Raw genomic sequence first — 21,548 nt, 5'->3', positions numbered from 1 at the left:
CCTTCTCGGCGGCGTGGTACCCGCGCCCGAGTCGTTCGCGCGAGGGTTGAATTGAGCCTGTGGACAGATTGTGGAAAAATTTCGTCCTTGCAGGGGCTTGCGCGAATCCTGCTGCGCGGGCCCAAAAAAACTGCGCGCGACCGGCGAAATCGCGCTACTGTAAATCTGCCTGGTGGTGCTGCCATGACTGAGCAAATCGGAGTTTTCTCTCCTGATGGCAGCTTCGCGCCCGTTTTTGCAGGGCGGCGACTTTCGTTCAGGTGAAGGGGGGAAGGCTATTCGGCCTAAGTGTCCTTTATCTTTTGATAATTATGTTCGGCACCCGGAGAGAAATCTCCGGGTGCCTATTTTCTTGCGGTCCCGCGGTTTGGGGCAGCCTTGATCAGTGCCGCCCGTGGATATACATTCTTGAAAAGTATATCCTGCGGACAGGAGGCACCGATGCAGATCTCGAAATGGGGAAACTCCTTGGCGGTCCGCCTGCCTGCCGAACTCGTGCGCGAATTGGGGCTGAAAGAGGGCGACCGGATCGAGCTGCATCCCGACAACCGGGGGCTTGCGGTGAGCCGCGCCGCGCGGCCCGAGGAGATCCTCGCCGGGTTGCGCCGCTTCCGCGGACGGATGCCCGAGCGGCCCTTGTCGCGCGACGAGGCCAACGCGCGCTGATCCCGGGTGCGATCCATGGCGGGGCCTTTTCTCGACACCAACGTGATCCTCTACCTGCTGGGCGAGGGGCCGAAGGCGGACCGTGCCGAGGCGCTCTTGCAGCAGGGCGGGGTGATCAGCGTGCAGGTGCTGAACGAGGCGCTGGTGAACTGTCTGCGCAAGGCGAAGCTGAGCGCCGAGGAGGCGGGCGAGTTCCTCGCCGGGATCCGGGCGCTTTGCGATGTGGTGCCGCTGACCGAGCGGACCCATGACGTCGGCCGGGCGCTCGGGATGCGCTACGGGTTCTCGGTCTACGACTCGATGATCGTCGGCGCTGCGCTGGAGACGGGCTGCGAGACGCTCTGGTCCGAGGACATGCACCACGGGCTGCTGGTCGAAGGCCGGCTGCGCATCCTCAACCCGTTCAAGGTCTGAGCGGCGCGCGCTCCGAGCCGTCCGCCGCCATCTGCCGGAGCAGCAGCAGGTAGCCCTCGGTGGCCTCGCTTGCTGGAACCGCGTCGGGAAGGTGGTGAGGGCGCATGGCTCAGACTTCGAGACTGGTGCACTGCCGCAGGCGCGGGCCGAGCGCGGCGGTCAGGCGGGGGGGCGGCCCTCAGGTCGACGAAGGCAGGCAGCACCCGTTCTGCGCGGGTGGTCTCGGCCATGGCAAGCAGATCCGAGAGCCGCGGATGCACGTTCCAGCCCATCCAGCGAGCGTGGCCCGCGTCGAGCAGGGCGCGGGCGGGACTGCTGCGCGGTACGTGGCCGGAGAAGATGAAACGGAAGCCCGGGCGCTCGCGCAGCGCGGCGGCGAGACCATGCTCGGCATTGGGCCCGTCGGCGACGATGATCTGCGTGGGGCTGGCGCTCTCTGGGGTGGCGACGGGCGGGCGGGTTCCGGTGAGCCGTTCGGTCTCGGCCGCGACCTGCGGGCAGGCATTTACGGAGAGTCCCGCTGCGGCGAGCGCGGTCACCATGTCGGGGCCGCGTCCGCCGAGCGGGCAGGGCAGCACCGCGCCGCCTGACACGGCGCCGGTCAGGGCGGCGATCTGGAAGGCGAGCGACTCGTCGCGGTCACCGTAGGAGGCATCGGCGAGCACTGTGGCGCTGCGCGGGAAGGGATCGCAGCGCAGGAGCGGGGCTTCGGTGCTGAAATCGCCGGTGTAGAGAAATCCGCCGCGCAGGGTCGGAAAGCGCATCCAGATTCCGCCGGGCGCATGGCCCGAGCGGCCGGTGTCGAGGCGGAGGCCCAGCACCTCGGCAGAGCCGCGGTCCGGCAGCTCGGCGAGGCGCAGGGGACGCAGGGCTGCGGGGAGCTGGCGTTGGGTTTCTCGCGTGGCATAGACCGGCGGAGCGCCGATCTTCGGCCAGCCGGTCGAGCGCGCCGACGTGATCGACATGGGCATGGCTCAGCAGCACCGCGTCGATGCGCCCCGCCTGCGAGAGGTCCGGGCGTTCGCCGACTTCCAGCCCGCCGCCCATGTCGAGCAGCAGCCTGCGGCCCTCGATCTCGAGCAGGAAGAGCGCGGCGCTCTTGCGGCCGAGGCCGCTGAGGGCGGTCAGTCGCGCCATGGCAGCACCCCCTCGGGCAGGCGGTGGCCGACGAGCAGCGACAGCCCCATGAGCGCCAGCACCATGAGCACCATCAGGCAGCCGACGGCAGCGGCGAGGGTCGAGGAGCCCGCCTCTTCGAGGAAAATGATCATCGGGCCGATGGTGGTGGCGCGAGAGCTGACCAGCAGAACAGAGACCTGGATTTCGTTGACCGCCGTCATGAAGACGAGGATCGCCGCCGCCATGGCCGAGGGGGCGAGCGCGGGCAGCACGATGTCGCGCAGCCGGGCGAAGACCCCGGCGCCGGCAAGCTGCGCCGCCTCGTCCAGCGCCCGGTCGATCTGGGCGTAGCCCCCTAGGATGGGGCGCAGCGCAAGGGCCAGGAAGTTCGACAGGTAGGCGGCGAGGATCACCCAGACCGTTCCGTAGAGCCCGCTGCCGAGGAAGGGCAGCGGGCGCAGGAAGAAGAGGATCATCGCGACGCCGATGATGATGCCTGGCAGCGCGTAGGCCAGCTCCGCGGCGAGGCGCAGCAGCCGGGCCACCCAACCGCGGCGCCAGCTCAGCACGTAGCCGAGGGCGACCGCCGCCGGGATCAGCACCGCCACGGTGAGCAGCGTCAGCCAGAGCGAGGTGAGGAAGGCACTGCGGATGCCCTCGTGGTGGAAGAGGGCGTTGGCGAAATTCTCGAAGGTGATCGTCTCCGGCGTCAGGGGTTGTCCGTAGCCGCGCACCAGCGCCGTGCCGAAGAGCGCCGAGAGCGGCAGGGCGAGGCAGAGCGCGAGGTAGAGCCAGGCGAGGGTCGTGACCGGCAGGCGCCAGGCTCCGAGCACCATGCGTGGCGGGCGCTGCGCGGCATCGACGCGTTGGTCGCCGCGGCGTCCGAGCCAGGCGGTGAGGGTCATTCCCGTCACCGTCAGCAGGGCCAGCAGCAGCGCCAGCAGGGCCATGTCGTTCAGCGCCGAGGGGCCATAGGCGTTGAGCCTCTGGTAGATCAGCGTGATCAGCGTCGGCACGCGGGCGGGGATGCCGAGCATGGCCTGGATGCCGAAGTTGCCGATCGACGAGACGAAGGCCAGGGCGGCCCCGGCGAAGATGCCGCCTCGGATCAGCGGCAGGATGATGTCGCGGGTGACCTGTCCGGCGCCGGCGCCGTTTGCATGGGCGGCCTCGACCAGCGAGGCCGGGAGGCGTTGCAGCGAGGCGCGGACCGACAGGAACACGAGCGGCGCGTTGTAGAGCCCGAGCAGGAAGATGATGCCGCCCATGGAATAGAGCGGGTGGCGCGTGCCGGGAGGCAGCGCGAGGCCGAGCGGGCCGAGGATCGGGCTCGCGGGCGAGAAGGCCTGCACCCAGGCGAGCGCCGTGACCTGCGGCGGGATCATCAGCGGCAGCACGAAGCCGAAGACCCAGAGCGTGCGGCGGCGCATGTCGGTGAGCGCGATCAGCAGCGCGGCCAGTGTGCCGACCGCCGTGGCGAGCAGCGTCGCGGCGCAGGCGATCCAGAGGGTGTTGAGCGTCGCCTCCAGCACCCGGCGGCCACCGAGGATGTCCGCGATGCGGGCGGCGTCGAAGCTGCCCTGCGGGAATAGCGCGGCATGCAGCAGCCGGGCGAGCGGCGCGATGGCGAGCAGCCCGACGAAGAGGATCAGCACAAACGTCAGCGCGCGTTCGTTGCCGAAGAGTCTGGGCATGAGACGGGCCCGAGGCGGGCGCGCCGGTTGGTCTTGCACGAGGCTCATGCGCTCAGCGCCCAAAGGGCGTGGCGCCCTGCGCGCGTATGGCCTCGCAGGTCTCGAGCGCGGCTAAGGCCTCGGCGCGCAGCGCGTTGGCACCTAAGATGATCGCGTATTTCGCCACGCCCGGGCCGATCCTGCCCGAGCCGATGCCGTCGGCGTTCAGCCGCGCCTGCAGGTGGTTCAGCGCAGCGCCAAGTCGGGGCGGCGCGGGCATGCCGATCATGCCGCAGCACCTTTGTCTGGCCGTAGCTCTTGTCGATCCCCGGGATGCGGATGTCGCGCATGGTCTGCCCTGTCTTGCCGGGCTGCACAGCTGTGCAGCGTCGCTGCGATCTCTGGCCGCGGGCTGCGACAGCGGGGCGACATGTGCATGACAGATTGGTGAAATCTGCCCTCGCAACGGCAAACGGCGCCCGCGAAGTGGCGCCGTCCGGGTCAGTGCGGGATCAGGGGATCAGCTGCCGCGGTAGGTCGAGTAACCGAAGGGCGAGAGCAGCAGCGGCACGTGGTAATGCGCCGCCTCGGACATGCCGAAGCGGATCGGCACCACGTCGAGGAAGCGCGGCTCCTCGGGCGGCGTGCCGCTGGCGTCGAGATAGGCCCCGGCGTGGAAGACCAGCTCGTAGGTGCCGGGCGCGAACTCGGCGGCGGGCAGGATCTGCTCGTTGGTGCGCCCGTCGTCATTGGTGACCAGCGTCTTGAGAAGGCTGCGGGTCTCGCCCTCGATCCGGAAGAGCTCGATCTTCAGCCCCTCGGCGGGGCAGCCGCGGGCGGTGTCGAGCACGTGGGTCGTCAGGTATCCGGTCATCGGCGGGTCTCCATGAGGTATCGCGGGACATAGTGGCAGAAGCGGGGGTCGGGTAAAGACCCACCCGACGGAGGCAGTTTCAAACGCGGTTTGAAGATCGGCGCGCCGCCATGCGCCGCGTCATGTCGAGCATCCGCGCCGAGAAGCCCCATTCGTTGTCGTACCAGCCAAAGAGCCTGAGCTGGCCTCCCTCGACCACGCGGGTCTCGCGGGTCGACAGGACCAGCGACTCGGGGCGGGCGCGCAGGTCGGTCGAGACGCAGGGATCCCCGGTCAGGCCAACGAGCGGGGATCCCGTGAAGAGGTCGGAAAGCGCGGCATTGGCATCCTCGGGCATCGTGTCGAGCTGCAGCACCGCGTCCACCGCCGAGACCGAGATGCAGGGCACGCGCACGGCGGTCACGCTGAGCCTATGGTCGAGGCCGGGCAGCACCTTGATCACCTGCTTCGCGGCGCTGGTGCTGGTTGGGACCATCGACACGGCCGCGGCGCGGCTGCGCTCGTAGCTGGCGCCGGGCGCGTCCACCGTTGGCTGGCTGCCGGTGTAGCAGTGGATCGTGGTGACATGCGCGCGGTCGATGCCGAAGCGGGCGTCGAGCGCCTTCAGCATGGGCGCGATGGCGTTGGTGGTGCAGGACGCATTGGAGACGATGCGCGCGTCGCCGATCTCATCCTCATTGGCGCCGAGCACGCAGGTCACGTCGGCAGCCTCGGAAGGGCCAGAGAGCAGCACCGACTTCGCTCCGGCCAGCAGCCCGGCCTCGGCATGAGGTCGGTTCGAGGCGGCGCCGGTGCATTCGAGCACCACGTCGACATGGCTCAGGTCAAGCTCGCGCAGGTCGCGGGTGGTGTGGAAGGGAATGCGGCACCCATCGATGACCAGCGCGCCGGGCTCTTCGGTGACCGTGCCGGGATAGGGGCCGAAGACGCTGTCGTAGCGGAACAGATAGGCGCACATCTCGGGCGAGGCGATGTCGTTGATCGCCACCAGCTCGAGGTCGGCATGGGCCGGGTCGGTGAGCAGCTGGCGCAGCAGGGTGCGGCCGATGCGGCCGAAGCCGTTGATCATGATGCGGGTCATGGCGCCTCCGTGCGGTCTCTGACGGGGCAAGCGATACGCCTCTGCGCCGCGGGGTCAAGCGGGTGGGGACGGGCGCGTGCCCTGCGGCGTCGCCTTGGGTCCGGGCGGGACGGGCCCTTGCTATCCCACGAAGCGGCCGCGGTAGTCGCTCGGGCTCTGGCCGCGCAGCGCGCGGAAGCGGCGTGAGAAATAGGCGGGGTCGGAAAAGCCCAGCCGGTAGCCGACCTCGGCCACGGGCACCTGGGTGAAGGCGAGCATCCGGCTTGCCTCGGTCATCACCTTGCCCTCGATATAGCGCGAGGCGCTGAGCCCGGTGGCGGCGTGGCAGAGCCGGGTCAGATGGCCGGGGGTGATCGACAGGGCCGCGGCGTAGTCGCCGGCGCGCCAGCCCTCGGCCAGATGCGCGGCGATGAGCGCGTCGAGGGCCATCATCTTGGCGCCGCCGGGGGCGGCGGCCTCCTCGGCCGGGACCAGCGCGCATATCTCGGCAAGCAGCGCCTGCGCCAGCGCCACCAGCAGGTTGGCACGGTAGGGGCCGGGACGGGCAAAAGCGGCGACGAGCTGGTCCGAGAGGGTAACCAGCGTGTCCGATGCCGTGCCGACCACCGGGCGCGAGAGCCGGGCGGCGAGCCCCGGCGAAGCGGGCCGCATGCCCGCGAGCACCGGTGCAGGGAAGGAGAGAACCAGCCCCTCGCTCAGCTTCTGGAATTCGAATCCATGCACGATCTGTACCGGGATCAGCAGGAACTGCCCGTCGTCGAGCGTTGCATCCTGCCCGTCGATCCGCACCTCGGCATGGCCCTGCCGCATGAAGAAGACCTGGGTGATCTCGGCGTGCCTGTGCGGGGAAATCACCCAGTCGTGAAGTCTTGCCCGGTCCCATATACGCTCGCAATGCACGGTGTCGGGGAAACCTCCGGTCTCGCCGAAAAGGTCGAAGAGGGGGATGTCTGGACGTAGGGTCATGCCGGAATAGTACCAGCCTATGCGGACCCCGTCTATTCGCGCGCGGCTTTCCGGGGCGTAGGCTGCGGGCAAAGATCGGAGGAGATTGCATGAAAACCGAAGTCGTGATCATCGGCGGAGGCCCCTCGGGCCTGCTGCTCTCGCAGCTCTTGAACAAGGCCGGGGTCGCAACCGTGGTGCTGGAGCGCTCGAGCCGCGAGCACGTGCTGTCGCGGATCCGGGCGGGCATTCTCGAATGGGGCACCGTCGAGCTGCTGCGCGAGGCAGGCGTCGGCGCGCGCATGGACGCCGAGGGCTACCCGCATGACGGCACCTACCTCACGGATGCCGAGCTGATGGTGCATATCGACTTCAAGGCGCTCACCGGCAAGCAGGTCATGGTCTACGGCCAGACCGAGGTGACGCAGGACCTCTACGACGCGCAGGACGCCATGGGCACCACGGTGATCCACGGGGTAGAGGACGTGACCATTCATGACCTCGACGCCTCGGAGGCCGCGGTCGAATACACGCTGAACGGCGAGCGGCAGCGCATCTCCTGCGCCTATGTCGCGGGCTGCGACGGCTTCCACGGCGTCAGCCGCAAGACCATCCCCGAGGAGAAGCGCCGCGCGTTCGAGCGGGTCTACCCCTTCGGCTGGCTGGGAATCCTCTCGCGCACGCCGCCGGTGCATGACGAGCTGATCTACTCCAACTCGCCGCACGGTTTCGCGCTGGCCTCGATGCGCAACGAGAACCTGGTGCGCTACTACGTGCAGGTGCCGCTGACGGACAAGGTCGAGGACTGGTCGGACGAGCGCTTCTGGACAGAGTTCAAGCGGCGCATCCCCTCGGAGGCCGCGGAGCGGCTGGTCACCGGCCCGTCGATCGAGAAGTCCATCGCGCCGCTGCGCAGCTTCGTATCGGAGCCGCTGCGCTGGGGCCGGCTGTTCCTTGTCGGCGATGCCGCACATATCGTGCCGCCGACCGGGGCCAAGGGTCTGAACCTCGCGGTCTCGGACGTCTACTACCTGCACGAGGCGTTGATCTCGGCGCTGAAGGCGGGCCAGACCGCGGGCATCGATGGCTATTCCGAGCGCGCGCTGGCGCGAATTTGGAAGGCGATGCGCTTCAGCTGGCAGATGACCACGATGCTGCACCGCTTCGAGGGGGAGGACAGCTTCGCCGAGGAGATGCGCCGCGCCACGCTGCGGCACCTCGCAGACTCGGAGACCGCACGCAAGGACCTCGCCGAGAACTACGTCGGCCTGCCGTTTTGAGGCCCCCTCCCGGCACTCCGGGAAATTTTGCAGTATAGATCAGACCACGGCCCGCTCCCCGGAGCGGGCCGTATTTCATTCAGGCCATTGACGCCCCTTGCGTCATGGGCGAGAGGGTGCATAGTCCAAATGAGGCAAAATTTCCGCAGGGAGAGTAAATTTTGCAAAGTATCGGGGAGGCCTTCCACCTGGCGCTGTCGCTGGTCCTGTCCGGCGAGGCCGATCTATACGAGATCGTCGGCCTCTCGCTGCAGGTCAGCCTGAGCGCCACGCTGCTCGCCTGCGCCCTCGGCCTGCCCATCGGGGCGCTGATCGCGGTGAGCCGGTTCCGCGGGCGCGGCCTCGTGCTGATCGTGATGAACGCGCTGATGGGGCTGCCGCCGGTGGTCGTCGGCCTGCTGGTCTATCTCTACCTCTCCCGCTCCGGGCCGCTCGGCTTTCTGGGGCTGCTCTACACGCCGGGCGCGATGATCTTCGCGCAGACCATCCTCATCGTGCCCATCGTCGCCGCCCTGTCGCGGCAGGTGCTCGAAGACCTTCACGCCGAATATGCCGAGCAGTTCCGCTCGCTCTGCCTCACGCGCTGGCAGAGCATCGGTGCGCTGCTCTGGGACGGGCGCTACGCGCTGCTGACGGTGGGGCTGGCGGGCTTCGGCCGGGCCGTGGCCGAGGTCGGCGCGGTGATCATCGTCGGTGGCAACATTGACCACCTGACACGGGTGATGACCACCGCCATCGCGCTCGAGACCTCCAAGGGCGACCTGCCGCTGGCGCTGGCGCTGGGGATCATCCTGCTGGTGCTGGCGCTTGGCGTGAACGCCGGGGTGCAGAGCTTGCGCATGACCGCCGCGAGGCAGGCCCATGTGTGAGAGCGCCCATGTGTGAGAAAACGCATGTCTGACCTGCCGATCACCGCCGTGCCGCCCGTGGCGCGCCCCCGCGACGAGGCTGTGATGAAACGCCCGCTCCTGCCCCTGCGGGTCTCCGGCCTGCGGCTTGCGTCGGGTGGCGCGGCGCTGCTCGACGGGGTGGAGCTGAGCCTAGCGCCCGGCGGCTGCACGGTGATCATGGGGCCAAACGGGGCGGGCAAGAGCCTGCTGCTGAAGATGCTGCACGGGTTGCTGGTGCCCGGCGGCGGCGAGGTGAGCTGGAACGGCACCCCCGCCGCGCAGGCCACCGCGCGGCAGGCGCTGGTGTTCCAGAAGCCGGTGCTGCTGCGCCGCTCGGTCGCCGCCAACCTCGACTTCGTGTTGAAGGCCCGAGGCCGCGATCGCGCGCGCCGCGATGCGCTGCTGCGCGAGGTCGGCCTGCTGCACAAGGCGCGCCAGCCCGCGCGGCTGCTCTCGGGCGGCGAGGCACAGCGGCTGGCATTAGCCCGTGCGCTGGCCACCGATCCCGAGGTTATGTTCCTCGACGAGCCCACCGCCAGTCTCGATCCCGCCTCGGTGCTGGTGATCGAGCGCATCGTCGCCGCCGCCCGTGACCGTGGCACGCGGATCATCTTCGTCACTCATGACGTCGGGCAGGCCCGGCGCATGGCCGACGAGGTGATCTTCCTGCACCGCGGCCGGGTCGCCGAGCACAGCCGCGCCGATGTCTTCTTCCCCGAACCCCGGAGCCCGGCGGCGCGGGACTATCTCGCGGGCCGGATCGTGCTCTGACCGCCCGTCCCACGCTCTCACAAAGTTATTGATTACCAGGACAGAAGGACGTTCCTCATGACCATCGCAAGACTGATTGCCTCGACCGCGCTGACCCTCGGCCTGGCCGGCGGCGCCCTCGCGCAGGAGCAGTCGATCATCGTGCAGTCGACCACCTCGACTGCCAACTCGGGGCTCTACGATTACCTGCTGCCGATCTACACCGCCGAGAGCGGCATCACCGTCAACGTGGTCGCCGTGGGCACCGGCCAGGCGATCAAGAACGCCGAGAACTGCGACGGCGACCTGTTGCTGGTGCACGCCAAGCCGTCGGAAGAGAAATTCGTCGAGGCGGGCTTCGGCACCACGCGCACGGACCTGATGTACAACGACTTCGTCATCGTCGGCCCCGAGGCTGACCCGGCCGGCGTGAAGGGCATGGACGATGTCGAGGCGGCGCTGACCAAGATCTCCGAGGCGGGGGCGCTCTTTGCCTCGCGCGGCGACGACAGCGGCACCCACAAGAAAGAGGTCGCGCTCTGGAAGGCCGCGGGCATCGACCCCAGCGCCGCCTCGGGCGAGTGGTACCGCGAGACCGGCTCGGGCATGGGCGCGACGCTGAACGCCGGCATCGGCATGGGCGCCTATGTGCTGACCGATCGCGCCACCTGGATCAGCTTCAAGAACAAGCAGGACTATGCGGTCGAGGTCGAGGGCGACGAGGATCTCTTCAACCAGTATGGCGTGATCCCGGTGAACCCCGAGAAATGCCCCTCGGTGAAGATCGACGCGGCGCAGGACTTCGCCGACTGGCTGCTTTCTGACGAAGGCCAGCAGGTGATCGCGGAGTACAAGATCGAGGGCCAGCAGCTGTTCTTCCCCAACGCGCCGAAGAACTGATAGGGTTCGGGGGGCGGTACGGTGCCGCCCCCAACATGCCCGAGACAATGACTGACCTGCAGAGCCCGTCCCCAGACCACCCCCACGAATACCTCACCGTCCGCGAGCTGGCCGATTTGCTCCGACTGAAGGAGCGCAAGGTCTACGATCTTGCCGCCTCGGGAGAGGTGCCCTGTTCGCGTGCCACCGGAAAGCTGCTCTTTCCCGCCGCCGAGATCCGCGCCTGGATCGAGGGCGCGCAGCGCGGCGGCTCTGCCACGGCGCCTCTGGTGCGGCCCGGGGTCTTCCTCGGCTCCCACGATCCGCTGCTTGACTGGGCGATCCGCCAGTCGCGTTGCGGGCTTGCCACCTATTTCGACGGCTCGCTCGACGGGCTGACGCGCTTTGCCGCAGGCGAGGGCGTGGCCTCGGGTCTGCATGTGCGCGATGCGGAGGGCGGCTGGAACATCGCTGCGGCGCGCGAGGCGGTCTCGGGGCAGAACGCGGTGCTGGTCGGGTTCGCGGCGCGGCGGCGCGGGCTGGTGCTGCGCGAGGACGGGCCTTCTCCGCACGGGCTGGCGGGTCTTGCGGGGCTGCGGCTGGCGCCACGGCAGGAGAGCTCCGGCACCGCCGGGTTGCTGCGCGATCTCGCCGCAGAGGTGGGGCTCGACCTGGGCACCGTCACGCTGACCCCGCTCGAGCGCACCGAGGACGAGGCGGTGCAGAGCGTGCGGCGCGGCGAGGCGGATGTGACCTTTGGCCTCGAGTCGGTGGCGCGCGCCTACGGGCTGCCGTTCGTGCCGGTGATCGAGGAACGCTTCGACCTGCTCATCGACCGCAAGGCCTATTTCGACGCGCCGCTGCAGACGCTCATGGCCTTCTGCCGCTCCGAGACCTTCCGCGCCCGTGCGGGCAGCCTTGGCGGATACGACCTGTCGCGGCTCGGCGAGGTGGTCTGGAACGCCTAGCGCAACGCCGCCTTCATCGCGGCCTCGGGGAAGCAGGTGGCGGGACGCCCCTGCGCCTCCTGCCAGCGGCCGATCGAGCGGCGGGTCTTGAATCCCGGCAGCCCGTCGGCGCCGCCGACGTCATGGCCCTGCCGCTCGAGCGCCCGCTGCATGGCGGCGACGTCCGAGCGGTAGAGCCCACCGACCTTGCCCCATGGCGCGCTGAAATCGCCTGAGCCGTATTGGATGCGGTCGCCCACGTGGCCGACGAAGAGCGCGTAGAGATCGCTCATGTTGTAGTCCTTCAGCACGTAGAAATTCGGCGTCACGATGAACGCAGGCCCGTGCCGCCCGGCGGGCATCAGCAGGAAGCCCTCGCCGCGCCGTTCGTTTTCGGGGAAGGGGCGCCCGGAGACGCGGGTGATGCCCATCTTCTCCCAGTCCGAGATCCGCTTGCCCTGATCGGGGCCTTCCAGCGTGCAGGAGACCGAGGCCGGCACGCGGACCTCGAAGCCCCAGTCGCGCCCGCTCTGCCAGCCGTGTTTGGCGAGGTAGCTGCCGATAGAGGCGATGGTGTCGGACTCCGAGCGCCAGATGTCCGCGTGGCCGTCGCCATTGCCGTCGGCGGCGTATTTCAGGAAGTTCGACGGCATGAACTGCGGCTGCCCCAGCGCCCCGGCCCAAGAGCTTTTCATCGCCCCGGCGGGGGCGTGCCCGGCCTGCGCGATCTGCAATGCCGCGATCAGCTCTGCGGTGAAGTAGTCGGCGCGGGTCGACATGAAGCCCTTGGTGCCCAGCACCTCGAAGGCGCTGTGCGGGATCGCCACGCGGCCATAGCCGCTCTCGCGCCCCCAGATGCCGAGGATGATCCGGCCGGGCACGCCGGTGGCCCTTTCGGTCGCCGCGAGGGCCGGGGCGTGCTGCCGGGCCATCTGCCGCCCGATCGCGGTCGCGCTGTCGATGGAGCCGCGGTTGAAGTATTTCGCGGGCTGGCCGAACTCGGCCTGGCGCTGCTCCTTGGGAGTCTGTGGCTTGGTGCCGGGGGGGCACGAGGTCCGGCAGATCCCAGTTGAGATGCACGCCCGCAAAGGCCGCCTCGAAGGTGCCGCGTGTCACGCCCTTGCGCGCCGCCTGCGGCCAGACCGTCTGTTCGAGCCAGCCGCGGAACTGGCCCTCGACGGCGCCGCGGTCGAGGGCGACGGCAGGGGAGGCGAGGCAGCCGCAGGCCAGGAGCGCGGCCGCGACGGCCTTGCGCCATCCTGTGAAGTTGAGGGTGCTGTTCATGGGGACTCCGGGGGCTGCTCGGCTCGGGACTTGCCGCAGCCTAGCGCAGGGCCTGCGGCGGGGTCACGTTCTCTTCGCCCCATTGCGCGATCTTACGGTCGATGGTCTTGCGCGAGACGCCAAGTCGGCGCGCCGCCTCGGCCCGGTTGCCGTCGCAGAGGTCGAGCATGTGCAGGATGTGGCGCTGCACCACGAGGTCGAGATCCTCGATCGCCCGCGCCCCGGTCACGCCGCCGGAGCCCGAGAATTCCTCGGGGAATCCGCCAAGGATCACCGAGCGTTCGATCAGGTTGCGCAGCTCGCGCACGTTGCCGGGCCAGGCGTAGCGGCGCAGCTTCAGCAGGGTCTGCTCGTCAAGCTCCAGCCCCGGCATGCCGAGCGCCTGGGAGAACTGCCTGGTGAAAAGAGCGGCCAGCTCTAGGATGTCGTCGGAACGGTCCGACAGCGGCGGCATCTCGACCTTGAGCACGTTGATCCGGTGATAGAGGTCCGCGCGGAACTTGCCCTGGGCGACCAGCGCCTCGAGATCGGCATTGGTGGCGAAGAGGAAACGCAGGTTCAGCGGGATCTCGCGCTCGGCGCCGGTGGGGCGGATGCGTTGGTCCTCGAGCACCCGCAGCAGCGCCGCCTGCAGCGGCTCGGGCATCTGCGCCACCTCGTCGAGGAAAAGCGTGCCACCGTCGGCCAGCAGCAGCAGGCCGGGCTTCAGCCGCTCTCCGTTCTCGAGGCTGCCGAAGAGTTCCTGCACCATGCGGTCGGGGGCGATGGCGGCGCAGTTGACCGGCACGAAGGGCTTGTCGGCACGGTCGGAGAGCTGGTGCAGGTGCCGCGCGGCCATCTCCTTGCCGGTGCCGCTGGCGCCGGTGAAGAGCACCGGGGTCGGCAGCGGCGCCAGTTTGGCCAGCAGCGCGCGGACGGCGACCATGACCTCGGACTTGCCAAGCAGCTTGCCCTGGAACTGCCCGGTGCGTAGCTCGCGGCGCAGCAGCGTATTGTCGCGGCGCAGGTACTTGCGGTCGAGCGTGCGCGCCACCGCCCCGAGGATCTGGTTGGCGCGGAAGGGTTTCAGGACGAAATCGCTGACCCCTGCGCGCAGCGCGGTGATCGCAGTTTCCAGATCCGCATAGGCGGTGATCAGGATGGTGTCGCCGAAGAACCCCTTGCGCTGCTGCTCGGCCAGCCAGTCGAGCCCAGTCATCCTCGGCATCAGGTTGTCGAGGATCACGAGGTCGAAATGCGCCGCGTCGAGCTTCTGCGTCGCCTCGAGCGCCGAGCCCGCCTCCTCGACCCGCTGGACCTTGGGGCCCAGCATCTTGACGAGGAAGTTGCGCATGCCCGGCTCGTCATCGACCACGAGGATCGAGGCGCCGGACAGCGTGGGTCCGTAATCGTCGGGGGCGGCGTCCTTCGGCGTCATCCGTGCACGATCAGTCGTGGCGGACGTTGGGGCTGGAATAGACCTCGGCAGAGGACATGCCGATCTCGTGCAGCCCGAAATAGGCGGCGATGCCGATGACGATGATGGCGGCGAAGCCTGTGAACATGGCTTTCATATGCGGTCACTCTCCTTTGGTGGCCTGTTTAAGGTAGTCTATCAGATCGGCCCGGTCGCTGCCGCCCGCGATCACCTGCATGGGCATCTTCGAGCCGGGAATGTAGTGGTCCGGGCCCTGATCGAAAAGCGCGTCGATCGTGGCCGCGTTCCATGTGATGTCGGATCCGTCCAGCGTGTCGGAGTAGCTGTAGCCCGGCACGGTGCCGGCGCGGCGGCCGAAGACGCCGTGCAGCGTGGGCCCGGCCTTGCGCGAGGGGCCGGGGGTAAGGGCGTGGCAGATCGAACATTTGCGCATGAATTGCCGCTCGCCGTTGGGCATGGTCTCGGCGGCGCGCAGGAAGCTGCGCTCGCCCGTGATGCCGGGCTCGAAGACGTCGAGCGCCTCGACCGGCCATGAGTAGGCCACGTCGTCGAGCCCGCCGGCGTGGATCACCTTGCCGTCGGGCGAAAAGGCGAGCGCCCAGACGGGCCCCTGCCGGGTGGCGCGGAAGTCTCTGGTGATCTGCCAGTTTTCGGTGTCGACGATCATGATGTAGCCCTCGCCATCGCCCACGGCGAGCTGATGCGTGGGGGTGTTGTAGGACAGGGCGAGGATCGGCCGGCGGTCGAGTGTCAGATCGGCGATCTCTGCACCGGTCTGCAGATCGAGCACCCGGGTGCCGCCATCGACCGCGCCATAGGCGATCCAGCCGGGGCCGAGTGCCAGCCGGTTGATGCCGAAGCCGTGCTGGACGAGGGCGACGGGAGCCTCACCGGTGCCGAGGTCGTAGCGCAGCAGCGCACCAGCCATGGTCGCGGCGTAGAGCGTTTCGGGACCGTCCCAGGCCAAGGCGTTCACCCCTGCGCCGGGGGCGGGCAGGGCGGTGCCATCGGCGCCGTCCAGCGGCCAGAGCATGACAGAGCCGTCCCAGCTGCCGCTGGCGACGGTCGCGCCATCCGGCGAGACCGCCAGCGCCGCGACCTTGCCCTGGTGCTTGCCCAGCACGCGCGGGGCATCGCCCCAGACCCGCACGGCGAAATCGTCGCCGCCCGAGACCAGCATGCCCTCGGGCCCCCAGGCCAGGGCGGTCACCGCCGCGGCATGGCCCTCGAGCCAATGCGGGGTGGTGCCGGTCCAGAGACCCACGGAATTGTCGAAGCTGCCGGTCGCCACCTGCCCCGAGGGCGAGACGGCGATACCCATGATCGGCCCGCCGTGGCCTTTGAGCGTGGCGAAGTCCTGCGCCGCCGCAGGGGCGGCGCAGAGCATCAGGCTCAGGATCAAGGCCAGGCGGCCCACCTCGGTCACTCCGCCGGGGTGGCCGACTTGCCGGCCTCTGCGGCCTCGCGCTCCTTGACCTTTTCGTACCAGATCGAGTGGTGCTGATGCGCCCAGTTCTCGTCGACCTGGCCCGAGCCCATGGCGTCGTAGGCGCCCTCCATGCCGATCGTGCCGATGTAGATGTGGCCGATGATGACCGCCATCAGCAGGAAGGCGACGATGGCGTGCCAGAGCTGGGCGAACTGCATCTCTTCCTGCGGGGCAAGCTGGACCGGGAAGGCGTCCATACCGAACCATCCCGGCACGCCCCAGTCGTTGAGCACCGAGAAGGTGTGGGCAAAGAGCGGCATGTCGAAGGGGAAGAGCAGCGACAGCCCCGAGACCGAGACCGAGGCTCCGAGCAGGATCACCCCCCAGAAGATGATCTTCTGGCCGGCGTTGAACTTCTTCGCCGGAGGGTGCTTCTTGCCGATGATGCCGCCGGCCTGGGCGAACCATGTGATGTCGGTGCGGTCGGGGATGTTGTGCCAGACCCACATGACGAAGACCATGATCAGCCCGAGCATGAAGGCCCAACTGACGTTGTTGTGGATGAACTTCGAATAGTGCAGCAGCGTCGAGTTGAACTCATGGCCCAGCAGCGGCACCAGGTACTTGCGCCCGAAGAGGGTGAAGAGCCCGGTGAAGCCGAGCAGCAGGAAGGAGCCGGCCAGCGTCCAGTGGGCGAAACGCTCGATCCACTTGAAGCGCTGCACGGTGCTGCCGGCCTTGCCGCCGTCGATCTTGATGCGGCCGCGCAGCAGGAAGAAGACCGCGAGCAGGCCGATGGTGCCGAGCAGCAGCCAGCCGCCATAGGTGGCGAGCGGGCCGCGGCGGAAGCTCAGCCACCACATGCCGCCGTCCTGGATCAGGACTTTGCCGTTGGGGTTAATCGTCGAGGCGCGCACGTCGGCCTCGTTGTAGCGCAGGGCGCGCCAGAGCTCGGGGTCGGAGGCACCGCCGAGCGGACCCATGCCCGGAACGTTGGTGGCGTCGCCGCCGATGTTCTCGCGCCGGAAGCTGTCATCGACCTTGATGCCCGCCTGCCTGCGCATGATGTCCTCGAGCGTCTGCGCGCCGCCGGTGGCGGAGCGGTCGGGCTCGGGCGGAAGAAGAGTGCCCTGCGCCGCGACGCCCAAGGGGGCGGCGGTCATCAGGACCAGTGCGAAAAGTGCCAGCAGGTGGCGCAGCATGGTCGTCTCCATGAAGTAGGGTCACGCGAGAATCGCGCGGAACGGCGGCAGGCGCCGCCCCGCGCGGGACTTCGTTGCGTTGTCGGCGGGCCCGAGAGCCCGCCGTGCTTGGCTCAGTTGGCCTTTTCGTCGTAGGCAGTGCCCCAGCCCCAGGCGCCCGAGCCGAAGCCGCGGGCGACCACGCGCTCGCGGTAGATCGCCGACACCTGGTCGCCGTCCCCGGCCAGCAGGGCCTTGGTCGAGCACATCTCGGCGCAGATGGGCAGCTTGCCCTCGGCGATCCGGTTGCGCCCGTACTTCTGGAACTCGGCCGCGGAGTTGTTCTCTTCCGGGCCGCCGTTGCAGAAGGTGCACTTGTCCATCTTGCCGCGGGAGCCGAAGTTGCCTGCCTGCGGGTACTGCGGCGCGCCAAAGGGGCACGCGTAGAAGCAGTAGCCGCAGCCGATGCACAGGTCCTTGGAGTGCAGCACCACACCTTCTTCGGTCTGGTAGAAGCAGTCCACCGGGCAGACGGCCATACAGGGCGCGTCCGAGCAGTGCATGCAGGCGACCGAGATCGAGCGTTCGCCCGGCTGGCCGTCCTGAATGGTCACCACCCGCCGTCGGTTGATGCCCCACGGAACCTCGTGCTCGTTCTTGCACGCGGTGACGCAGGCGTTGCACTCGATGCAGCGCTCGGCATCGCAGAGGAATTTAGCTCTTGCCATGTCTCGCTCTCCTTACGCCGGCATGATCTTGCAGAGTGTGGCCTTGGTCTCCTGCATCTGCGTGACGGAGTCGTAGCCATAGGTCTGCGCGGTGTTGGTGGATTCGCCCAGCACGATCGGGTCCGCCCCCTCAGGGTATTTCGACCGCTGGTCGACCCCTTCGAAATGGCCACCGAAGTGGAAGGGCATGAAGGCAACGCCCTCTCCGACCCGCGGGGTGACCATGGCCATGACCTTGACCTTGCCGCCCTCGGGGCCCTCGACCCAGACGTCCGCCCCGTCCCGCACACCAAGGTTGTTGGCGTCGCGCGGGTTGATCTCGATGAACATGTTCTGCTGGAGCTCGGCGAGCCACGGGTTGGACCGGGTCTCGTCGCCGCCACCCTCGTATTCGACCAGACGGCCGGAGGTGAGGATGATCGGGTAGTCCTTCGAGAAGTCGTTCTTCTGGATCGAAGCATACATGGTCGGCACCCGCCAGAAGGACTTGTCCTCGTAGGTCGGGTAGTCGGCCACCAGATCGCGTCGGTTGGTGTAGAGCGGCTCGCGGTGCAGCGGGACCGGATCCGGGAAGGTCCAGACCACGCAGCGGGCCTTGGCGTTGCCGTAGGGGGCGCAACCATGCAGGATCGCCACGCGCTGGATGCCGCCCGAAAGGTCGGTCTTCCAGTTCACGCCGCCGATCTGCTCGGCGAAGTCGGACGGGTAGGGACCGGTCTGCGACTGCTCGCCGACCTCGGTGTCGGTGTCCGGGCGCGAGTCGATGTAGCCGGCCACCCACTCGATCATCCGACGCTCGTAGGTGGTGAGGTCCTTGTCCCAGCCGAGATCGATCAGCATCTGCATGGTGAACTCGGGATAGCCGTCCTCGATCTCTGATCCGACGGTGTAGGAGCCCTCGGCCAGCAGGTTCTGCCCCTCGTATTCCACGCCGTAGCGAGCACGGAACGGCAGGCCGCCATCCTTCACCGCCAGCGACAGGTCGTAGAGGTTGGCCGAGCCCGGGTGGTTCATCTCGGGCGTGCCCCAGCAGGGCCAAGGCATGCCGTAGAAGTCGCCATCCGCCGGCCCACCGTTCGCCCGCAGCGTGGTGCGATCGAAGGTGTGCTGGTTCTCCATGTGCATCCGCAGCCGCTCCGGCGACTGGCCGGTATAGCCCACGGTCCACATGCCCTTGTTGAACTCGCGGGTCAGATCCTCGAGCAGGGGCTCTTCGCCGTTCACCTCGATGTTGCGGAACAGGCGATCCGCAAAGCCGAACTTGGTGGCGAACTTGTGCATGATGATGTGATCGGGCAGGGACTCGAAGAGCGGGTCGACGACCTTTTCACGCCACTGCAGCGAGCGGTTCGACGCGGTGACCGAGCCGTAGGTCTCGAACTGCGTGGCCGCCGGCAGCAGGTAGGTGTTGTCGGTGCGGTCGTGCAGGATCGCCGAGACGGTGGGATAGGGATCGACCACGACCAGCAGGTCGAGCTTCTCCATCGCCGTCTTCATTTCCTTGAGGCGGGTCTGCGAGTTCGGGGCGTGGCCCCAGAACACCATCGCGCGGGTGTTGTCGGGCTGTTCGAGGTTTTCCTTCGCCTCGAGCACGCCATCGATCCAGCGCGAGACCGGGATGCCGGTCAGACCCATCATCTCCTTGTCCTTGCCGTCCTTGCCTTTCAGCATGGCGAAGCGGGACTTGAGCCAGTCGAGGTCTTCCTCCCAGACGCGGGCCCAGTGGGCCCAGGCCCCCGCGGTCAGGCCATAGTAGCCCGGCAGCGTGTCGGCGAGCACGCCGAGGTCGGTTGCGCCCTGCACGTTGTCATGGCCGCGGAAGATGTTGGTGCCGCCGCCGGCGGTGCCCATGTTCCCCAGTGCAAGCTGCAGGATGCAATAGGCGCGGGTGTTGTTGTTGCCGTTGGTGTGCTGGGTGCCGCCCATGCACCAGATCACGGTGCCCGGACGGTTGTTGGCCAGCGTCCGCGCCACGCGCTCGAGCTGGCCGCCCGGCACGCCGGTGACACGCTCGACCTCGTCCGGGGTCCACTTGGCGACCTCGGTGCGGATCTGATCCATCCCCCAGACGCGGCTGCGGATGAAGTCCTTGTCTTCCCAGCCGTTCTCGAAGATGTGCCACAGCAGGCCCCAGACCAGCGCCACGTCCGAACCCGGACGGAACCGCACGTATTCGTCCGCATGGGCGGCGGTGCGGGTGAAGCGCGGGTCGCAGACGATCAGCGGCGCGTTGTTCTGTTCCTTGGCCTTCAGAACGTGCTGCAGCGAGACGGGGTGCGCCTCGGCCGGGTTGCCGCCGATGATGAAGATCGCCTTGGAGTTGTGGATGTCGTTGTAGGAGTTGGTCATGGCGCCGTAGCCCCATGTGTTCGCAACGCCCGCAACGGTGGTCGAGTGGCAGATCCGCGCTTGGTGATCCACGTTGTTCGTGCCCCAGTAGGCGGCGAACTTGCGGAACAGGTAGGCCTGCTCGTTGCTGTGCTTGGCCGAGCCGAGCCAGTAGACCGAGTCAGGGCCCGAGCTGTCGCGGATCGAAAGCATCTGGTCGCCGATCTCGTTGATCGCCTGCTCCCAGGAGATGCGCTGCCATTCGCCGCCCACCTTCTTCATGGGATACTTCAGGCGGCGCTCGCCATGCGCGTGCTCGCGCACCGAGGCACCCTTGGCGCAGTGCGACCCGAGGTTGAACGGGCTGTCCCAACCGGGCTCCTGGCCGATCCAGACGCCGCCCTGCACCTCTGCCATCACGGTACAGCCGACCGAGCAGTGGGTGCAGACGGATTTCACCGTCTTGATCTCGCCGCCGGTGGCGGTGGCCGCGGTGGCCTGGGTTACCGTTCCCCCGGTGGCGGCCACGGCCGCGAGGCCGCCGATCGCCAGACCGGACCCGCGCAGGAAGGCGCGACGGTCAACCGAAGTGTTCGCCACTTCGGAAAGGATACTTGTCCGCTGGGGGCGTCGCGCAACCCCGTTGGTCTTTTTCCTCAACATGTTTCTCTCTCCCCTTGCGCGCTAGGCCCCCGCATGGTGCCTGGCTTGCTTGGTGTTGATCGGGTGCCTTGGACAGTCGGGCGTCACGCAACCAGTCGTCCTTGGCGGGAAGTGCCTCGTCCGGTCAGAACCGGGCGGCGGCGTAGTAGGCGCGCGTGTGCGCGGTGTCCTGCATCTTGTTCGACGACAGGTCGGGCTCGGCGGCCTCGGCCTCGGTCCCGGTGCTGGTCGCCACGGCGACCGCCGCGAGCGGCGCTGCCGTCGAGGCCAGTTTCAGGAAGTCGCGGCGGCTGGTCGCCTCCTCGTCTTTCCTCTTCATCGAGAGACCTCCTCTCTCAGGGTTGTGGCGGTTGCCCGCCATACTGCGGATCACTCCGCGCTCATCCGGAAGGCTTCGGTCTCGATCTCCATGAAGGCCCGGCCGAGACGTCCGACCGGGGCGTAGAAGACCGAGTTCTTGGCGCCCTCGAGATCCGAATAGAAATGGCTCGCCCAGGGGGCGATGTGCTTGTTGAAGAAACTCTTCTGCTGGCCAACCGTGGCCGGGGTGCCGAAGCGGCCGACGATCATCGCGCCCATCATCTCCATGAGGCTGGCGATGTTGTCCTCGGGCTCGAAGACGTTCTCGGCGCGGGCAAGGCCACGGGCGGTCATGTCCTGTCGCAGCAGCGCGAGCGGCTTCTCGTTCAGGAAGCCCGTCAGGTAATAGGAGGCATAGGGCAGCAGCTCGCCGCGGCCGAGGCCGATGAAGAGGCGGTTGTACTCGCTCTCCACCGCCTTGGGTTTGGAGATCTTCGCCACCTTGGCCAGCGTTGTCACCGCCTCGCCGATCGGGCTGGCGTCGCCGGTCAGCCCGACGCATTGGTCGATCAACCCCTGGTCGGCGGGCCGGGCGAGGATCAGTCCGAGAAAATTGTAGAGATCGGCGCGCAGGCGATCCTCTTCGGCGATCTTCGGGGCAGTGGCTTGTGCGGCTGCGGTCATGTCAGGCGTGTCCGTC

The 21,548-nt window shown here is 68.2% G+C and carries 21 protein-coding genes and 1 pseudogene; 7 read left to right on the top strand and 15 right to left on the bottom strand.

The features are described 5' to 3' along the window. Nucleotides 1–441: 441 nt before the first annotated feature. Both CLG85_RS03350 and CLG85_RS03345 read left to right on the top strand, forming a co-directional pair. Nucleotides 442–666: an AbrB/MazE/SpoVT family DNA-binding domain-containing protein gene (locus tag CLG85_RS03350; RefSeq protein ID WP_095884358.1), complete on the top strand. Its 225-nt coding sequence runs from the start codon at nt 442–444 to the stop codon at nt 664–666. Between the two features lie 15 nt (nt 667–681). Further along, a complete protein-coding gene (locus tag CLG85_RS03345) occupies nt 682–1,080 on the top strand; it encodes a PIN domain-containing protein (RefSeq protein ID WP_095884357.1) in 399 nt (132 codons plus the stop codon). Nucleotides 1,081–1,719: 639 nt separating this feature from the next. Here the strand turns inward: CLG85_RS03345 and CLG85_RS27645 are convergent. The 6 genes from CLG85_RS27645 to CLG85_RS03320 all read right to left on the bottom strand — a co-directional run bounded on the left by CLG85_RS27645 (nt 1,720) and on the right by CLG85_RS03320 (nt 6,793). Then, on the bottom strand, nt 1,720–2,127 hold the full coding sequence (locus CLG85_RS27645; RefSeq protein ID WP_375796897.1) for an MBL fold metallo-hydrolase: 408 nt from the start codon (nt 2,125–2,127) through the stop codon (nt 1,720–1,722). A gap of 77 nt (nt 2,128–2,204) precedes the next feature. Beyond that, entirely contained in the window at nt 2,205–3,893 is a 1,689-nt protein-coding gene (locus tag CLG85_RS03340; RefSeq protein ID WP_260348426.1) for an ABC transporter permease, read from the bottom strand. A gap of 52 nt (nt 3,894–3,945) precedes the next feature. Next, nucleotides 3,946–4,161, bottom strand: a complete 216-nt coding sequence (locus CLG85_RS03335; RefSeq protein ID WP_095883522.1) for a hypothetical protein — start codon at nt 4,159–4,161, stop codon at nt 3,946–3,948. A 231-nt stretch (nt 4,162–4,392) separates the two neighbouring features. Further along, on the bottom strand, nt 4,393–4,746 hold the full coding sequence (gene uraH, locus CLG85_RS03330; protein WP_095883521.1) for a hydroxyisourate hydrolase: 354 nt from the start codon (nt 4,744–4,746) through the stop codon (nt 4,393–4,395). 79 nt (nt 4,747–4,825) lie between these two features. Beyond that, complete coding sequence (locus CLG85_RS03325; RefSeq protein WP_224848849.1) at nt 4,826–5,827, bottom strand: type I glyceraldehyde-3-phosphate dehydrogenase; 1,002 nt, start codon at nt 5,825–5,827, stop codon at nt 4,826–4,828. Between the two features lie 120 nt (nt 5,828–5,947). After that, nucleotides 5,948–6,793: a helix-turn-helix domain-containing protein gene (locus tag CLG85_RS03320; RefSeq protein WP_260348425.1), complete on the bottom strand. Its 846-nt coding sequence runs from the start codon at nt 6,791–6,793 to the stop codon at nt 5,948–5,950. An 89-nt stretch (nt 6,794–6,882) separates the two neighbouring features. On the opposite strand from CLG85_RS03320, the gene pobA reads away from it, so the two are divergent. The 5 genes from pobA to CLG85_RS03295 all read left to right on the top strand — a co-directional run bounded on the left by pobA (nt 6,883) and on the right by CLG85_RS03295 (nt 11,539). Next, nucleotides 6,883–8,052, top strand: a complete 1,170-nt coding sequence (gene pobA / locus CLG85_RS03315) for a 4-hydroxybenzoate 3-monooxygenase (protein ID WP_095884082.1) — start codon at nt 6,883–6,885, stop codon at nt 8,050–8,052. A gap of 161 nt (nt 8,053–8,213) precedes the next feature. Then, the gene (locus CLG85_RS03310) at nt 8,214–8,921 is read left to right on the top strand and encodes an ABC transporter permease (RefSeq protein ID WP_095884081.1); all 708 of its coding nucleotides are present in this window, start codon (nt 8,214–8,216) and stop codon (nt 8,919–8,921) included. A 24-nt stretch (nt 8,922–8,945) separates the two neighbouring features. Further along, nucleotides 8,946–9,713: an ATP-binding cassette domain-containing protein gene (locus tag CLG85_RS03305; RefSeq protein ID WP_375796895.1), complete on the top strand. Its 768-nt coding sequence runs from the start codon at nt 8,946–8,948 to the stop codon at nt 9,711–9,713. A 57-nt stretch (nt 9,714–9,770) separates the two neighbouring features. After that, nucleotides 9,771–10,592, top strand: coding sequence for an ABC transporter substrate-binding protein (locus CLG85_RS03300; RefSeq protein ID WP_224848846.1), 822 nt, complete (start codon nt 9,771–9,773; stop codon nt 10,590–10,592). Between the two features lie 47 nt (nt 10,593–10,639). Further along, nucleotides 10,640–11,539 carry a substrate-binding domain-containing protein gene (locus tag CLG85_RS03295; RefSeq protein ID WP_260348424.1) on the top strand — a complete coding sequence of 300 codons (900 nt, stop codon included), beginning with the start codon at nt 10,640–10,642 and terminating at the stop codon, nt 11,537–11,539. On the opposite strand, the pseudogene CLG85_RS03290 reads toward CLG85_RS03295, so the two are convergent. The 9 genes and pseudogenes from CLG85_RS03290 to CLG85_RS03250 form a co-directional block, all read right to left on the bottom strand. Further along, nucleotides 11,536–12,802, bottom strand: a pseudogene (locus tag CLG85_RS03290) (lytic murein transglycosylase). The gene CLG85_RS03295 and the pseudogene CLG85_RS03290 overlap by 4 nt on opposite strands. Before the next feature lie 40 nt (nt 12,803–12,842). After that, nucleotides 12,843–14,219: a sigma-54-dependent transcriptional regulator gene (locus tag CLG85_RS03285; RefSeq protein WP_095882709.1), complete on the bottom strand. Its 1,377-nt coding sequence runs from the start codon at nt 14,217–14,219 to the stop codon at nt 12,843–12,845. A gap of 10 nt (nt 14,220–14,229) precedes the next feature. After that, on the bottom strand, nt 14,230–14,355 hold the full coding sequence (locus CLG85_RS03280) for a hypothetical protein (protein WP_260348423.1): 126 nt from the start codon (nt 14,353–14,355) through the stop codon (nt 14,230–14,232). A 6-nt stretch (nt 14,356–14,361) separates the two neighbouring features. Then, nucleotides 14,362–15,606 carry a c-type cytochrome gene (locus CLG85_RS03275; protein ID WP_095882711.1) on the bottom strand — a complete coding sequence of 415 codons (1,245 nt, stop codon included), beginning with the start codon at nt 15,604–15,606 and terminating at the stop codon, nt 14,362–14,364. A gap of 35 nt (nt 15,607–15,641) precedes the next feature. Beyond that, the gene (locus tag CLG85_RS03270) at nt 15,642–16,862 is read right to left on the bottom strand and encodes a formate dehydrogenase subunit gamma (protein ID WP_375796894.1); all 1,221 of its coding nucleotides are present in this window, start codon (nt 16,860–16,862) and stop codon (nt 15,642–15,644) included. A 101-nt stretch (nt 16,863–16,963) separates the two neighbouring features. After that, nucleotides 16,964–17,557 (bottom strand): formate dehydrogenase FDH3 subunit beta, encoded by a 594-nt coding sequence (gene fdh3B / locus CLG85_RS03265; RefSeq protein ID WP_095882707.1) that lies wholly within the window; start codon nt 17,555–17,557, stop codon nt 16,964–16,966. Between the two features lie 12 nt (nt 17,558–17,569). Further along, a complete protein-coding gene (locus CLG85_RS03260) occupies nt 17,570–20,548 on the bottom strand; it encodes a formate dehydrogenase subunit alpha (RefSeq protein ID WP_095882706.1) in 2,979 nt (992 codons plus the stop codon). Between the two features lie 124 nt (nt 20,549–20,672). Continuing rightward, nucleotides 20,673–20,867 (bottom strand): twin-arginine translocation signal domain-containing protein, encoded by a 195-nt coding sequence (locus CLG85_RS03255; RefSeq protein ID WP_095882705.1) that lies wholly within the window; start codon nt 20,865–20,867, stop codon nt 20,673–20,675. Between the two features lie 50 nt (nt 20,868–20,917). Continuing rightward, nucleotides 20,918–21,532, bottom strand: a complete 615-nt coding sequence (locus CLG85_RS03250; protein WP_095882704.1) for a TorD/DmsD family molecular chaperone — start codon at nt 21,530–21,532, stop codon at nt 20,918–20,920. Nucleotides 21,533–21,548: the final 16 nt, after the last annotated feature.

This window comes from Alloyangia mangrovi (assembly GCF_002300555.2).
Lineage (GTDB): Bacteria > Pseudomonadota > Alphaproteobacteria > Rhodobacterales > Rhodobacteraceae > Salipiger > Salipiger mangrovi.
This window is presented reverse-complemented; position numbering and strand designations above follow the sequence as displayed.